Raw genomic sequence first — 14,819 nt, 5'->3', positions numbered from 1 at the left:
GCGCTGCAAATTCGTGACAAAAGTCACGCCGCAACAGAGGGTGACAAGCAGCTTGACGGGTTTGCACGGACAGAAAGCAGTGGATTGCAACGTCAGTACGACACAGTCAGGGTGCGTTGCTGCGGAGCGCTGGTGCACACGCCTGCGGCGCAAGTCCCGGACTGACCCGCGGCGATGGTGCCGTTGATCGTGAAATTCTGCGGGAAACCGGTCCCCGTCTGGCCTCCGGGATTGCTCAGCGCCAGACTGTAATTGAGGTTGAGCAGGCTTCCTGTCGTCGCATCCAGCGCCATCGTGTAGGGCTCGCCTGTGGTGCAGCGCACGGCATAGGCCGTGCTGGTTGTGGCGGGGACCGTCTGGAACGAGGTGTAGTTGAACACGATGTTGCCCGGCGGCGTGCTGAGCAGGCAGACGGACTGGTTGTTGATGGTCACGGGAAAGGTGGGAAAGACGTCCACGTTGCCCGGCCCGTTGTCGTAGCGTAGCCGCATCGTCACGGTATCGGTGAAGATCTTGGCGTTCTTGTTGAGTCCGGCCGCGATGCGGCTGTAGAAGACATGCGTGACGCTGGCCGTCAAGGCGGTGGCGAAGTTGATCGTGCCCGCAAAGTCGGTGGCATTGGTATAGCCCCACACCCCGGTGCCCGGTGACGTCCTGAAAAGATCGTAGGCCATCTGGTTGGCGGCGCCGGTGCCGTTTACCGCCTGGTTGGTGCTTCCGGCGCCGGGGTTGAATCCGTCATCGGCCCGCAGGGTATAGGCCGAAGTGGTCGGGTCCGCCGGGCCGCGCGTGCAGTTGATGGTCACGCTCCAGGCGCCGGTGGTGGGGTTGGGGTCGTTCTCGAAGTAGACCATCTGGACGGGTGTCGCGGTGGCGTTGCAAACCAGCGCGGCCATGGCCGGCGCCGCGCCCGCGAGGGACAGGCATGCCGCCGCGGCCAGACGCCAGGAGTTGAGGGGATTCACGGTTTGACTCCTGAGCAGTGGACCGGGCCCACGCGGGTGATGTCTTCCAGGTTGCCGGGCGGCAACTCGACGTTGAAGGTGCAGCTTGCGCCGTTCCATTTCAGGCGCAGGCGGTTGGTAGGCTGCAGTCCGGTGACGAAAGCTTCGCCGCGGCGGGCGACGAAGAATTCCTTCTTGTCGCCTACCAGTTCGATCTCGGCGCCGGCGGGCGCGGGTTCGCCGTTGTCGAGCACGATGCGGATCAGGGCACCCCGGCCCGAGCGCACGGGGAAGGTGATCTTGACCGCGCCGCGCAGGGCGGGGACGGCTTCCTGCTCGATCGAGTCGAGTTCGGCGCTGATGGGCAGTTCGGTGGGGTCCAGCCGCACGCTGTTGCGCTGGAAGGGCAGCAAACGGGGCAGCAGCGCCACGCCTTTTTCGTCGGTGCGCGTCAGCGTGCTGCCCTGGAAACCCACGCCGACATTGGCATAACCCGGCACCTCGACGATGGCAAAACTGTCCTGCACTCTGCGCGTTCCGAAAACCTGGCCTTCGGCCATAACCATGCCTCCTATCAGGCCCAGACGCAGGTTCTGCTGGTTCTGCCCCGCGTTGACATCGGCCGAGAACAGGCCTTTGCTGCCCTGGTAGTAGGCGCCGCCCTCCGTGTAAGCACCCTCCGCGCGCGTGCCCAGCGCCGTGCGCCAGCCCCAGCCGGTTTCGGCGCTCAGGGCCCGGCTGGCGTTCACATAGCCTTCGGTCGTCCCGCTGCGGCTGGTGACGCCGGAAGCAATCGTGATGCGGTTTTCCAGCGGCACGATCAGCGTTGCGCCCACGGAGTTGCCGGAGGTGATCCCGCTGAGCCGTGTGGCGCTCAGCGTCAGGGCGCTGTGCGGCCCGAGCCGCATGGTGTAGTTGAGGCTGATGGTGTCGAGTTTCCCGAGATCGTAGGTGTCAAAGCCCGCATAACTCACGTTGAACGCGCCGAACTTGTCGGTGCTGTAGCTGTAGCTCGCGGTGGTCTGCAGCCGCGGTAGCGGGGCCGCCGTGTCGATGCCCAGCTGCCGGTAGCCGCGCGACGCGCCTTCCGCGCTCAGCGAAACGCCGTGGCGCAGGCCGGTGCGCTCGATGCCGACCAGCCAGTTGTGGCCGCGGCCGGCGGTATCGCTGCGGCTGAAGGACACCGCGGTCTGTCCCAGCATCTGGAATGGCAGCTCATAGCTGGCGCCCGCGCCCACGCGCGCCAGGGGCCGGGACCATTCGCCGTTGGCCTCGACGGTGATGCTCTTGGTCAGGCCCTGGCGCCACAGGCCCGACACAAAGCGGGGGCCGTAGTCGGCATTCTCGGTGCCCAGCTGGTTGCGTATGGCCCCCGCCTCGAAGCTCCAGTCGCTGAGGTTTTCCTCCAGCAGGTTGGCGTTGCTGAAAAAGGACTGGGTGATGACCGTCTCACGGCCCAGGATGTCGCGCACGACCACGCGCGCCTCCCCGGCGCCTGTCAGCGCGGGGAAGTTGTCGATGCTGAAGGGACCGGAGGGCACTTTGGAGGTCTGGCGCAGGGCGTCGTTGACATACAGCTCCACGGTGCTGGGCGCCGCCGACAGGCCGGTGACCGTGGGGATGGGCTGGGTGACGAAGCCGGGCTGCAGGGAAAAATTCTTGGCGAACTGCACGCCGCCGAAATAAACCGGGCGCCCCGAAATACCGGTGCGCGTGCTGCTGTCGCCTAGTCGCAGGGTGCTGTTGGATTCCAGGAAATTGCGCGTGTAGGTGGTTTCCAGCCGCCGCCAGGATGCCTTGACCGTCGGGTCCTGGCTGACCAGGTTGCGGCCCACATAACTGCTGGTCAGCAGCCCCCACTGTCCGGAAAAGCCGAACTCGGTCAAGGCGCCGAGATCCCGTGCGTCCGCCGCGCCTCCGATGGCGTTGCGTGTGTGGGTGGTCAGGTAATTCAGGTCGTAGTTGGCAAAGAAAGCCGGGATGGACGGCGACAACGGGGGCCGCATGGCGGACTCCTGCGTCAGGCGCACGGCATTGAAGGCCGCCGGGGAAAACACCAGGTCGACCGACTGCTCGGCAAAATTCAGGCGCGCCTCGAACCCCGGGATGGACGAGAGGGCATACCAGCGCTGCCCCTGGAAATCAATGTCTTGCGCGCTGGGGCGGCGGTTCAGTCGCCATTCCTCAAAAGCGTCTTCGGGCGCATACAGAATGCCGTTGCGCTCCAGCAGGGTCCAGACGCCGCCCTTGGTGCTGTTGATGAACACTTCCAGCGGAAGCAGGCGGTCATTGACGGCGCGGGCAGCCGTCGGCGCGTTGGCGGGCGCCGTGGTCTGGGCCTGCGCAAGCAGGGCGCAGCACAGGCCGGCAATGCCGATGGCCAGGGGGGGCATTCGTAAGACCTGCGGGCGCCTCCTCTTCATGGGGCTTTCGGTCAGGGCAAGGTGATGCTGGTCGTCTGGCTTTGCCCGTCGTCAAAGGTCACCACCAGCTTGGCTTCACCCGCCGTGATCGCCTGTTCGCTCTTGAGGCCGACGATTTTGCTGGCGCCCGGCAGGATATAGCTGCCGCCTTCGAATCTCGCCAGGGCCTGCTCGCCGCGCATCAGCGTCGCTTCACGGATCTGCGCATAGGCCGTGCCCGTGTTGCCGCACTGCAGACCCACGGTTTTGGCTTCCGGACGCTGGACGGTGCAGCTCACCTGGCGTTTGGCCACCGGAGGAGTGATAAACACCGGCATGCTGAGGGCCAGCGCAATGGGGACCTGTATGCCGGGGGCAGGCTGTACTTCGGGGACTTCGCGGATGATCATGCGATAGGTCAGCTGCCGGCTTGCGTCGGCCGGCTTCAGCAGGGCCAGCCGCACCACCTGGCGCGCTTTGGGGGCCAGCTTGATGATGGGGGGCGCCAGGATCAGGTCTTCCGTCAGCACCAGCTCATCGGTGCCGTCCGGTTTCTGGCTCCAGGTGTTGATGTCGGCCTGCAGCACCACTTCAGTGTCCGCCTCGTTGGTCAGCGTGACGGCGATGGCGCGGTCGCGCGGTGTCATGTAAAGGCGGACGGGTGTCACGGAAAAAACCCCGGCCGTGGCGGCGGCCCAGGGCCCCAGCAGACTCAGCAGGAGAGCGTAGGTGACGAGGCTGCTTCGGCGCTGTGGGACGTTCATCCCTAGAAGGATACCAGCATCTCGATAGATTTAGCCTGATTGCCGGCGTGGGCGAGGCGCACGGCTGTGAGCGTTCCCCGGACGTCCTGGAAGCGCAAACGGGCCTGTGTTTCGATTTCTGCGGCTTCCGGGCCCATGGCATAACGCCGGCTTTCGAATTCCCATCCGTCATCCGCCTCGTCGCCCGCCGAGGCCTGGCGCTGGTCATCCAGCCGGCATGCCGTGCGGGGGGCCGGGTCATTGCGGGACATCTCGCTACGGCAGTAATCGGGCAGCAGGGAATCGCGGGTCGGACGAAAGCCCGGCAGGAACCGGGCATTTCCCAGGGCGTTGGCGTTGCCGACAGGCGCGATGCTCACGAAGACATTGGTGTTGCAGAGCACCTGCACCGAACCTGCGCCGGCCCCCGCGCCGCTTGCGCTGGTGCAGGCGTTGCCGTTGCCGGTGGTGTTGCCCGGATTCGTCAGCGTGATCTGGACCGAAAACTGCCCGGCCGCCGTGCCCGCAAAGCTGGCGGCGGCGGACAGGAGCAACACGATACCGAAGGCGGCCTTGCGGATCATGGCTGTCGATGTGGCTGGCATCAAGCCCGGGAGATCAGTAGGTGATCGTCAGGGTCTTGGTTTTGTTGGTCGCCGCCGTGTTGGTGCACGTTGCGCCGGAGCAGGTGCCGGCCTGGTTGGCGGCCATGGTGCCGTTGACCGTGTAGGCCTGGTTGGCGCCATTGCCGGTGCCACCTGCGGCGCTCAGGCTCAGGGTATAGGCCAAGCCTACGGCATCATCGGTTACACCGGTGTTGCTCAGTGCCATGGTGTAAGGCAAGGAATTGGTGCAACGAACGTTGAAATCGCCGCCGGTGGAGGTAGCCGCAGTGGTCTGGAACGAGGTGTAGTTGAACGCCACGTTGTTGATGGTCGCTCCGGTGGGGGCTGCGAAGGAGTTGATTTCGCACTTCGAGGTCAGGTTGATCACCACGTCGAAGGTACCTGCCGCGGTGGCGGCGTAGGCGGGCAAGGTGGCAATGGCGGAAAGGCCGAGGGCGATTACTAGAATGAGCTTTTTCATGACTGTTCTCCAGTTAAAGGAACGACTAACAAGGACGAGACAAACGGGACAAATGTGAAGGTGAATGGACTGTAACTAGATATTTCTCAAACAAGGTGATTTGTATCTGTAACAGCGCCCTGTAGTGGGGAATTTGTCACGGCAGATCGTTGAAATGATTGAGTTTATTTAAAAATGAATCCAAAAGTCTTATCCGTAACAAAGGTAAATACTCCCCATGAAACTAGCTTTTCTCGTCCTTGATGGTGAATCCGTAACAAATCAGTAACAACTATGCCCAAGACCATGCAAAAACAAACCCTCTCCTTCCAGGCGGAGGTGGCCCAGCTGCTCAAGCTGGTCACGCACTCCCTGTACTCGAACCCCGAGATCTTTTTGCGCGAGCTGATTTCCAATGCTTCGGACGCTTGCGACAAGCTGCGCTTCGAGGCGCTCAACGATGCTTCGCTGCTGGAGAACGACGCCGAACTCAAGGTGCGCGTGAGCTTCGACAAGGCCGCCGGCACGCTGACCATCACCGACAACGGAATAGGCCTGTCGCAGCAGGAAGCCATCGACAACCTGGGCACCATCGCCAAGAGCGGCACGCGCGACTTCATGGCCAAGCTGTCGGGCGACCAGAAGAACGACGCGCAGCTGATCGGCCAGTTCGGCGTGGGCTTTTATTCGGGCTTTATCGTGGCCGACAAGATCACCGTGGAAAGCCGGCGCGCGGGCCTGCCGGCGGGCCAGGGCGTGCGCTGGGTGAGCGACGGCACCGGCGAATTCGATGTCAGCGAGATGGAGCGCGCGGAGCGCGGCACCAGCATCATCCTGCACCTCAAGGAGGATTCGCTCGACTACCTCAATGCCTGGAAGCTCAAGGGCATCATCAACAAGTACTCCGACCACATCTCGCTGCCCATCCTGATGCCCAAAGAGGAATGGAAAGAGGGCGAAAACGACCAGCCCGGCGAGATGGTGACCACCGGCGAGTGGGAGACCGTCAACCAGGCGGCGGCCCTGTGGACGCGCGCCAAGAAAGACATCACGCAAGACCAGTACGACGAGTTCTACCGCCAGATCAGCTACGACAGCGAAGCGCCGCTGGCCACCACGCACAACCGCGTGGAAGGGGCTACCGAGTACACGCAGCTGCTCTTCATCCCGTCCAAGGCGCCCATGGACATGTTCAACCGCGACAAGGCCGCGGGCGTGAAGCTGTATGTCAAGCGCGTCTTCATCATGGACGACGCTCAGGCGCTGATGCCCACCTACCTGCGTTTCGTCAAGGGCGTGGTGGACTCGTCCGACCTGCCGCTCAACGTCTCGCGCGAGCTGCTGCAGGAAAGCCGCGCCGTCAAGGCCATCCGCGAGGGCTGCACCAAGCGCGTGCTGGGCATGATCGAAGACATGGCCGCCAACGATGCCGAGAAATTCAAGGCCTTTTACGCCGAGTTCGGCGCCGTGCTCAAGGAAGGCCTGGGCGAGGATTTCGCCAACCGCGACCGCCTGGCCAAGCTGCTGCGCTTCGCCTCCTCGACGACCGACACGGTCAGCGTGGGTTTTGCCGACTACAAGGCTCGCATGAAGGAGGGCCAGGACGCGATCTACTACATCACCGCCGACACCCTGGCCGCCGCGAAGAACAGCCCGCAGCTCGAGATCTTCCGCAAGAAGGGCATCGAAGTGCTGCTGATGGCCGACCGCGTCGACGAGTGGGCGCTCAACTACCTGCATGAGTTCGATGGCACGCCGCTGCAGTCGGTGGCCAAGGGGGCGGTCGACCTGGGCAAGCTGCAGGACGAGGACGAGAAAAAGGCCGCCGAAGAGGCGCAGGCCCAGTTCAAGCCCATCCTCGACAAGCTGAAAGAAGCGCTCAAGGACAAGGCCAAGGACGTGCGCGCCACCACGCGCCTGGTCGATTCCCCGGCCTGCCTGGTGGTGCAGGACGGCGACATGTCGACCCAGCTGGCCCGCATGCTCAAACAGGCCGGCCAGGCTGTGCCTGAGGTCAAGCCCATCCTTGAGGTCAACGCCCAGCACCCGCTGGTCAAAAAGCTCGAGAGCGGCGAACACTTCGACGACCTGGCGCACATCCTGTTCGACCAGGCTCTGCTGGCCGAAGGCGGCATGCCGAATGACCCGGCGGCCTATGTGCGGCGGGTCAATGCCTTGCTGATTTAAGCCCCGGTCTTTACACAAGCCCCTGCAAAGCCCGCTGCGTGCGGGCTTTTTTCATCGCGCGGGCTTTTTCTTGCGGCCTTTGGGGGCGAGCGCCGCCATCTGGTCATAGAGCTGCTGCGCGGCCGAGGACAGCGGGCGGCCGCGCCGGCGTATCAGGCCCACCATGCGCGTGATGACCGGGTCCACCAGCGGCACGCTGACCAGCACCGGGTGGCCGTCGGGCGGCATGGACAGCCGCGGCACGGCGGCCACACCCATGCCGGCCTCCACCAGGTTGACCAGGGTGGAGACGTGCTGGGCTTCGCAGTACCAGCGCGGCCGGCTGGTGTTTTCGCTCAGGGCCAGGTCCAGCAGGAAGCGGTTGCCGCTGTTCTTGGTGACCGACATGTATTCGTGCGCGGTCAACTCTGACCAGGTGACTTTTTTCTTGCGTGCCAGCGGGTGCTCCGCGCGGCAGGCGACCACGAAGGCCTCCTTGAGGATGGGCTCGAACTCCAGGTCGGGTTCCTGCGTGCCGATGTAGTTGAGCCCGAAGTCCGCCTCGTTGCGCAGCAGGGTGGTCAGCACCTCGTTGGCGCCCTGGTCGATGATGCGCACCATGATCTGCGGGTAGCGCTCGTGGTAGGCCTTGAGGATGCCGGGCAGGAAGTAGCGCACGGCCGAGGGGATGCAGGCGATGGTGACCTCGCCGCTCACATGCGTGGCCACGTCGCGTATGCCCATCAGCGACTGCTCGAGGTTGCTCAGCAGCTCGTTGGCCCGGTGCGAAAACTCGCGGCCCACCGTCGTCATGTCCACCTTGCGCGTGGTGCGGTGGAACAGGCGCACACCCAAAGCGCCCTCGAGTTTTTCAATCCGCCGCGACAGCGCCGGCTGGGACAGGTGCAGCTCCTCGGCGGCGGCGCGGAAGCTGCCCAGCTTGGCCACCGCCACAAAGGCGCGCAAATCGGGTAAATCGAAATTCATGTGTGTGGCGCATTAATCATAAGAAAGATTGCATTTTACAGAGCAATAGTCTTGGCCCATCATTCGCCCATGTCGTTCCCAAGTTGCTGCCCGCATGCGCATGCGCCACAGCACCGGCGGGGCGGCGAAAGGTGCCGGAATCTCCCGCGGTGAGAAAAGTCCGGTAAGGCATGAACCCATTTTCCGGAACGCCGTCCGGCGGCTTTGAGCTGAAGCCGCCGGCCGGCGACCACCCCAAAACAGTCTGGAGGGGCCCCGGCCTCTTCAACACACAGGAGATACCCATGAGCCGAATAGTCCATTTGTCGCTGAAGGTCGACGACATCCAGAAAACCGGTGACTTCTACCAGAAGATGTTCAACTTCCAGGACGCCGAGACCAAGAAGACGCGCGACCACACCTCGCGCCACATGACGGACGGTGAGATCGACTTCACGCTGCTGACCTATGACGACGACGCCACCTCGGCCGAATCCACGGCCGCCGGCGACGGCCCCTGCATCCACCACTTCGGCATCGAAGTGGAAGACCTGGCCAAGGCCACGGAAGAGATCAAGGCCAATGGCTGCGTGGTGGTGAGCGACCCGGGCGTGATCCCGGTCAAGTTCCGCGCGCCGGGCGGCACCATCGCCGAACTCGTCGAGATCGGCCGCTACAAGACCGACAAGCAGGGCCAGAAGATCAGCCGCATCACGCACATCTCGCTCAAGGTCGAGGACATCCAGTCCGTCGGCGACTTCTACATCAAGCTCTTCGATTTCCGCGACACCGAAACCAAGAAGACGCGCGACCACACCTCGCGCCACATGACGGACGGCGAGATCGACTTCACCTTGATCAAGTACGACGCCGGCACGACCTCGGCCGAATCCACCGCTTCCGGCGAAGGCCCCTGCATCCACCACTTCGCCGTCGAGGTGGAAGACCTCGAGAAATCCACCCGCGACATCCAGGCCATGGGCTGCCAGGTCATCAGCGACCCCGGCGTGATCCCGGTCAAGTTCCGCGACCCGGGCGGCACCATCGCCGAACTGGTGGAGATAGGCCGCTACACGCAACTGGGCCGCTGAAGCGCCGCCAAGCCAGGCAAGAAACAAAGGCAAGCCCGTGCGGGTTTGCCTGCAGGGACCCTCCACCGCCCGCCAAGAGGCGGTGAGAAATAAAACAGTCGGAGACAAGCAATGAACACATTCACCCGAAAGGGCGATTTCTGGGCCGGGCTGGCATTGGCCGCGCTGGGCATTTACGTCGTGAGCCAGGCCTGGGGCTGGAACTACATGACCGAGGAAGGGCCGGGGCCGGGTTTTTTCCCGCTCTGGTACGGCTCGGTGATGGTGCTGCTGTCGCTGGCCCTGGTGGCCGGCACGGTGCTCAAGAACAACCCCAAGGGCCAGAAGGCCTTGCGTTGGTCTGAGTTGCGCCGCGCCATGACCTGCTGGGCCGCACTCGCGGTATGCGTGGCCATCATCAAGTACGCCGGCTTCATGATTTCATTCGGCCTGCTCACCTGGTTCATCATCGCCGTCATGTTCAAGCGCCCGCAAAAAGAGGCGCTGGCCTATGCCATCGGTGGGGCTGTCGGCTTTTACGCCTTGTTCACGTGGGGGCTGGAACTCCAGCTTCCCGTCGGCACGCTGTTCTAAAAATACAAAACAACAACAAAGAGACAAGCACCATGGATATCCTCAATGGCCTGATGCAGGGTTTTTCGGTCGCGTTGACGCCGATGAACCTGGCGATGTGTTTCCTCGGCTGTTTTCTGGGCACCGTCGTCGGCGTGCTGCCCGGCCTGGGCCCCCCGGCAACGATTGCGATGCTGCTGCCGCTGACCTTCAAGATGGACCCGACCGGCGCGATGATCATGCTCGCCGGCATCTACTACGGCGCCAAATACGGCGGCTCCACCACCTCCATCCTGCTGAACGTGCCCGGAGAAACTTCCTCCGTGGTGACCTGCCTGGACGGCTACCAGATGGCGCGCAAGGGGCGCGCCGGCGTGGCGCTGGGCATCAGCGCCATCGCCTCGTTTGTCGCCGGCACCATAGGCACGGTGCTGCTGATGCTGGTGGCCCCGCCGCTGGCCAAGCTCACGCTGGCCTTCAGCGCGCCCGAATATTTCGCCCTCATGGTGCTGGGCCTCACCATGGTGGTGCTGCTGGCCGGTGATTCGCTGACCAAGGCTTTGCTGTCCATGATGGTGGGCCTGTGGATCGCCAGCATGGGCACCGACCTGTTCACGGCAACCTCGCGCTTTACCTTCGGGCAGACCGAGCTGCTGGGCGGCATCGAGTTCGTCATCGTCGCCATCGGCATCTTTGCCGTCGGCGAAGTGATGTCCAACATGGAGCCCGAAAAGCCGCTGGACATGCTGCCGGTGCCCAAGGGGCTGAAGAACCTGATGCCGACCTGGCAGGACCTGAAGGATTGCAAATACGCCTTCCTCAACGGCTCGCTGATCGGGTTTTTCATCGGCATCCTGCCCGGCGCCGGCGCCACGATTTCGTCCTTCCTGAGCTACGGCATCGAGAAGTCGTATTCCAAACATCCCGAGAAATTCGGCACCGGCGTGGTCGAGGGCGTGGCCGCCCCCGAAGGCGCCAACAATGCCGACACCGCGGGCGCCATGGTGCCCTTGCTGACGCTGGGAATCCCCGGCAGCGGCACGACGGCCATCCTGCTGGCCGCTCTGGTGCTCTGGGGCTTCAAGCCGGGGCCGCTGTTCATCGAGGAAAGCCCGGCGCTGTTCTGGGGCCTGGTGGCCAGCATGTACATCGGCAACGTGGTGCTGCTGATCCTGAACCTGCCGCTGGTCGCGCTGTTCGCGCAGCTGCTCAAGATGCCGGGTTATGTGATGTACCCGCTGATCCTGGGCGTGTCCATCATCGGCATTTACACCTCCGACTCCAGCATCTTCCAGCTCAGCCTGCTGGTGCTGTTCGGCCTGGTGGGTTATGCCATGCGCAAGCTGGACTTTCCGACGGCGCCGCTGGTGCTGGGCCTGGTGCTCGGGGACTCGATGGAAAAAGCCTTGAGGCAGTCGCTGATGATGTCGCAGGGCCACCTGTCCATCCTGTTCCGGCCGATTCCCGCCGTGCTGCTGTGCATTGCCGCCTTCCTGCTGATCGTGCCGCTGATCAAAAAATTCAACTCGGCGCGGGTGCAGATGATAGACGCCGAAGCCTGAGCCAAGCCTGATGTTCCCTTGCATTTTTCCCATACCCAGAACAGGAGACAAGCCATGAAATTTTCGAAAATACTTTGCGCCGTCGGCATGATGGCGCTGGCCGGCTTCAGCGGCCTGGCCCAGGCCCAGTGGAAGCCGACCAAGACGGTCGACGTCATCGTGCACACCGGGCCCGGCGGCGGCAACGACCTGCTGGCCCGCGCGGTCGCGCAGATGCTGGAAAAAGAAAAACTGCTGCCGGTGCGCATGCAGGTGATCAACAAGCCCGGCGGCAACGGCGCCGTGGCGGCCGCGGCGATCGCCGAGCGCAAGGGCGACTCGCATACCCTGGGTTTCATCACCAGCGTCTGGATCGCCAACCCGCTCACCACCAGCGAAGCCCGGGTGACGCTGCACGACCTGACGCCGGTCGCGCGCCTGCTGCTCGAACCCGCGGTGTTCGCCGTGCGCGCCGATTCGCCCTACAAGACCCTGAAGGACTTCATCGATGCCGCCAAGGCCAAGCCGGGCGAGCTCAAGCAGTCCGGCGGCTCGGTCACCTCGCGCGACAACATCGTGCGCCAGCAGCTGCAGCAGCACACCGGTGCCAAGTGGGCCTTTGTGTCCTTCCAGGGCGGCGGCGAGCGCCTGGCCGCGTTGCTGGGCGGGCACGTCGACATGATGGTGATCGAGCCCCAGGAAGCCGGCGAGCAGATACGCGCGGGCAAGCTGCGCGTGCTGGCGCAGATCGCGGAAACCCCTTTGCCCGGCTACCCCAACACGCCGACGCTCAAGCAGGCCGGGTTTGACATCGTGGCCACACCGCAGATACGCGCGGTCGTGGCGCCACCCGCCATTCCGAAAGAGGCGCTGGCCTATTACGAAGACCTGTTCTCCAGGCTGCGCCAGACCGCCTCGTGGAAAAAATACGTGGCCGACAACCAGCTCGAAGACAGCTATTCGAACGGCGCGGACCTGGGCAAGGCCATTGAGGTCATCGAAAAAGACATGCGCACCCAGTTCCAACTCGCCGGCATGAAGCTGGTGCGCTGAACGCGGACGCTTTCACCGCTTGATTCTTTGACACAGCGGCGGGGTGGCGGCGAGGGCCGCGCTCCTCCGTGGGTGGGCCCGCGCCCGTAGCGGCGCGCGCCGGCACGCACAGACAACAAAAAAGCTCATTTTGGAGAGATGCTTGGAAGTTCTTAATATTCTCAGTGCCGGGGCCGCGCAGGCCGTGGTGGCGCGGCTGGTGGACACGCTCCGGCTGGAACACCCGGGCACCGTCAATGCCTGTTATGGCGCTGTCCAGTCCATGAAGTCGCGCGTGCTGGTGGGCGAGCCGGTGGACGTCATTGTGCTGACCGACGGGCTGCTCGATGAGCTGGTGCAGAAAAAATTGGTCGTGCCCGGCTCGCGCGCCGAACTCGGCACCGTGGGCACCGGCCTGGCCGTGCGCGCCGGAACGCCGGTGCCCGACGTCGCCAGCCTGCAGGCCCTGCGTGAAAACCTGCTGGCTGCCGAGAGAATCGTCTGCCCCGACCCCGCCGTGGCCACCGCCGGCATGGTGCTGATCAAGGTGCTGCAACGGCTGGAGATACTGGAACAGCTGCGCCCGCGATTGTTTTATTGCAGCAGCGGCCACGAGGCCATGGCCGAACTGGCCCGCGGCAACGGCCCGCGTGAGCTCGGCGTCATGCAGATGACCGAAATCATCGCCGGTGCCGGCATGGCGCTGGCCGGCCCGCTGCCGGCCGAACTGCAAAGCAAGGTCATCTATTCCGCCGGCCTGGCCGTGCACGCCAAAAATCCCGAGCGCGCCCGCGACTTCATGCGCCGCCTGACGGGCGATCGCCAGGCGCTTCGCGTCGCCGGCTTCGGCGAAGGCCTTGGCGCCGCCGCAGCGCCCGCAACCCTTTAAAAAACGAGGAAGAAACCATGTCCAGCAGTTCCAAATCCACAGCAACATCTCCCACCATTTCCGAACGCCTGGCCCGGGGCATCCTGGCCTGCGCGCCTGCCGATTACGCCGGCACGCGCGCCGTCACCAAGCGCCTGCTGCTTGACATTGCCGGCCTGTGCCTGGCGGCGCGCGGCCAGACCTATGTGAAGGCCTCGCTGGCCTCGCTGGACGGCGACGGCCCCTGCACCGTCATCGGTTTTCCGCGCAAACTCACGGCCGAAGGCGCGGCCTTCGTCAACGGCATTGCCGGCCACGGCGAGGATTTTGACGACACCTACGAAGGCGGGCCCGTGCATGCCGGTGTGGTCATCGTCCCGGCGCTGCTGGCCGCGGCCGAGCGCCACCAGCTCTCGGGCGCCGACCTGCTGCGCGGTGTGGCGGTGGGGCTGGAGGTCATGTGCCGCCTCTGCAAGGTCGCGCCCATGCGCGTGCACAAGGCCGGTTTTCACCCGACAGCCATTTTCGGCGTGATGGGCGCGGTCGCGGGCATAGGCGCCGCGCTGCGCCTGTCGGAAGAAGAATTCGTCAACGCCTTCGGCATCGCCGGCAGCATGGCCGGCGGCCTGATCGAATACCTGGCCGACGGCTCCTGGACCAAACGCATGCACCCCGGCTGGGCGGCCCAGTCGGGCTACCGCGCCGTGCGCCTCGCGCAAGGCGGTTTTGTCGGCCCGCGCACCGTGTTCGAGGGCCAGCACGGCCTGTTCCACGGTTTTGCCAACACGCTGGACGGCAAGTTTGAAGAGATGATGGACGGCTTCGGCAAGCAGTGGCTGTGCACCACCATCGCCTTCAAACCCTATGCCTGCGGCACCATGTCGCATCCCTACATCGACTGCGCGCGCGAATTCCGTGCCCGCGGCATAGCCCCCGAGCAGATCGCCACCATAGAAGCCGAAACCGCCGAAGGCATTGTTCACCGCCTGTGGGAGCCGCTGGCCATGAAGCAGTCGCCGCCCAACGGCTATGCCGCCAAGTTCAGCACGCCGTATGCGATTGCCGCCGGCATCCTCAAGGGCGACGCCGGCCTGGGCGAATACGACGAGGACGTGGTGAAGGACCCGGCGATGACGCGCCTGGCAGCCAAGGTCACCTACATCATCGACCCGGCCAACCCCTATCCCAACCAGTTCACCGGCCACCTGCGCATCACGCTCAAAAACGGCGAAGTCCATGAGCACCGCCAGGGCTACTTCAAGGGCGGCGCCGAGCACCCGCTCAGCGATGACGACATCCAGCGCAAGTTCGTCGCCAACTGCCTTTACGGCGGGCTCACGGCCGCGCAGGCGCAGCAGATGGCCGACGTGATGGCCGGCCTGCTCGATCAGCCCAAGGTCGATTTGTCCCGCCTGCCGGCCTGATGATTTTTGAAGATTGAAAGACGTT

The 14,819-nt window shown here is 64.2% G+C and carries 13 protein-coding genes; 7 read left to right on the top strand and 6 right to left on the bottom strand.

All coding sequences use genetic code 11. The features are described 5' to 3' along the window. Window positions 1-92: 92 nt before the first annotated feature. From ACSQ27_RS18115 to ACSQ27_RS18095, 5 genes are read right to left on the bottom strand one after another with little or no spacing between them, the layout of a single operon-like run. Window positions 93-965 (bottom strand): spore coat protein U domain-containing protein, encoded by an 873-nt coding sequence (locus tag ACSQ27_RS18115; protein WP_436156888.1) that lies wholly within the window; start codon window positions 963-965, stop codon window positions 93-95. Beyond that, window positions 962-3,337, bottom strand: coding sequence for a fimbria/pilus outer membrane usher protein (locus tag ACSQ27_RS18110; RefSeq protein ID WP_436156887.1), 2,376 nt, complete (start codon window positions 3,335-3,337; stop codon window positions 962-964). The genes ACSQ27_RS18115 and ACSQ27_RS18110 overlap by 4 nt, the downstream gene beginning before the upstream one ends. A 41-nt stretch (window positions 3,338-3,378) precedes the next feature. Further along, complete coding sequence (locus ACSQ27_RS18105; protein ID WP_436156886.1) at window positions 3,379-4,110, bottom strand: fimbrial biogenesis chaperone; 732 nt, start codon at window positions 4,108-4,110, stop codon at window positions 3,379-3,381. A gap of 2 nt (window positions 4,111-4,112) precedes the next feature. Beyond that, on the bottom strand, window positions 4,113-4,673 hold the full coding sequence (locus ACSQ27_RS18100; RefSeq protein ID WP_436156885.1) for a hypothetical protein: 561 nt from the start codon (window positions 4,671-4,673) through the stop codon (window positions 4,113-4,115). A gap of 34 nt (window positions 4,674-4,707) precedes the next feature. After that, window positions 4,708-5,175, bottom strand: a complete 468-nt coding sequence (locus ACSQ27_RS18095) for a spore coat protein U domain-containing protein (RefSeq protein WP_436156884.1) — start codon at window positions 5,173-5,175, stop codon at window positions 4,708-4,710. Window positions 5,176-5,460: 285 nt separating this feature from the next. Here ACSQ27_RS18095 and htpG point away from each other — a divergent pair, with 285 nt between their 5' ends. Next, the gene (htpG, locus tag ACSQ27_RS18090; RefSeq protein WP_436156883.1) at window positions 5,461-7,341 is read left to right on the top strand and encodes a molecular chaperone HtpG; all 1,881 of its coding nucleotides are present in this window, start codon (window positions 5,461-5,463) and stop codon (window positions 7,339-7,341) included. Between the two features lie 51 nt (window positions 7,342-7,392). On the opposite strand, the gene ACSQ27_RS18085 is transcribed toward htpG, so the two are convergent. Further along, entirely contained in the window at window positions 7,393-8,307 is a 915-nt protein-coding gene (locus ACSQ27_RS18085; protein WP_436156882.1) for a LysR family transcriptional regulator, read from the bottom strand. Window positions 8,308-8,591: 284 nt separating this feature from the next. On the opposite strand from ACSQ27_RS18085, the gene ACSQ27_RS18080 reads away from it, so the two are divergent. The 6 genes from ACSQ27_RS18080 (at window position 8,592) to ACSQ27_RS18055 (ending at window position 14,794) form a co-directional block, all read left to right on the top strand. Next, complete coding sequence (locus ACSQ27_RS18080; RefSeq protein ID WP_436156881.1) at window positions 8,592-9,377, top strand: VOC family protein; 786 nt, start codon at window positions 8,592-8,594, stop codon at window positions 9,375-9,377. A 111-nt stretch (window positions 9,378-9,488) separates the two neighbouring features. Then, entirely contained in the window at window positions 9,489-9,950 is a 462-nt protein-coding gene (locus ACSQ27_RS18075; RefSeq protein ID WP_436156880.1) for a tripartite tricarboxylate transporter TctB family protein, read from the top strand. A gap of 32 nt (window positions 9,951-9,982) precedes the next feature. After that, window positions 9,983-11,491, top strand: a complete 1,509-nt coding sequence (locus ACSQ27_RS18070; protein WP_436156879.1) for a tripartite tricarboxylate transporter permease — start codon at window positions 9,983-9,985, stop codon at window positions 11,489-11,491. Window positions 11,492-11,545: 54 nt separating this feature from the next. Beyond that, a complete protein-coding gene (locus ACSQ27_RS18065) occupies window positions 11,546-12,523 on the top strand; it encodes a Bug family tripartite tricarboxylate transporter substrate binding protein (protein ID WP_436156878.1) in 978 nt (325 codons plus the stop codon). Window positions 12,524-12,665: 142 nt separating this feature from the next. Further along, window positions 12,666-13,391, top strand: a complete 726-nt coding sequence (locus tag ACSQ27_RS18060; protein WP_436156877.1) for a molybdate ABC transporter substrate-binding protein — start codon at window positions 12,666-12,668, stop codon at window positions 13,389-13,391. A 17-nt stretch (window positions 13,392-13,408) separates the two neighbouring features. Next, window positions 13,409-14,794, top strand: a complete 1,386-nt coding sequence (locus ACSQ27_RS18055) for an MmgE/PrpD family protein (protein ID WP_436156876.1) — start codon at window positions 13,409-13,411, stop codon at window positions 14,792-14,794. Window positions 14,795-14,819 lie beyond the last annotated feature (25 nt).

It is taken from the genome of Polaromonas sp. LjRoot131, assembly GCF_964252805.1.
Lineage (GTDB): Bacteria > Pseudomonadota > Gammaproteobacteria > Burkholderiales > Burkholderiaceae_C > Polaromonas.
Note: the sequence above shows the minus strand (reverse complement) of the source record. Positions and strands in the feature narration are given on the sequence as shown.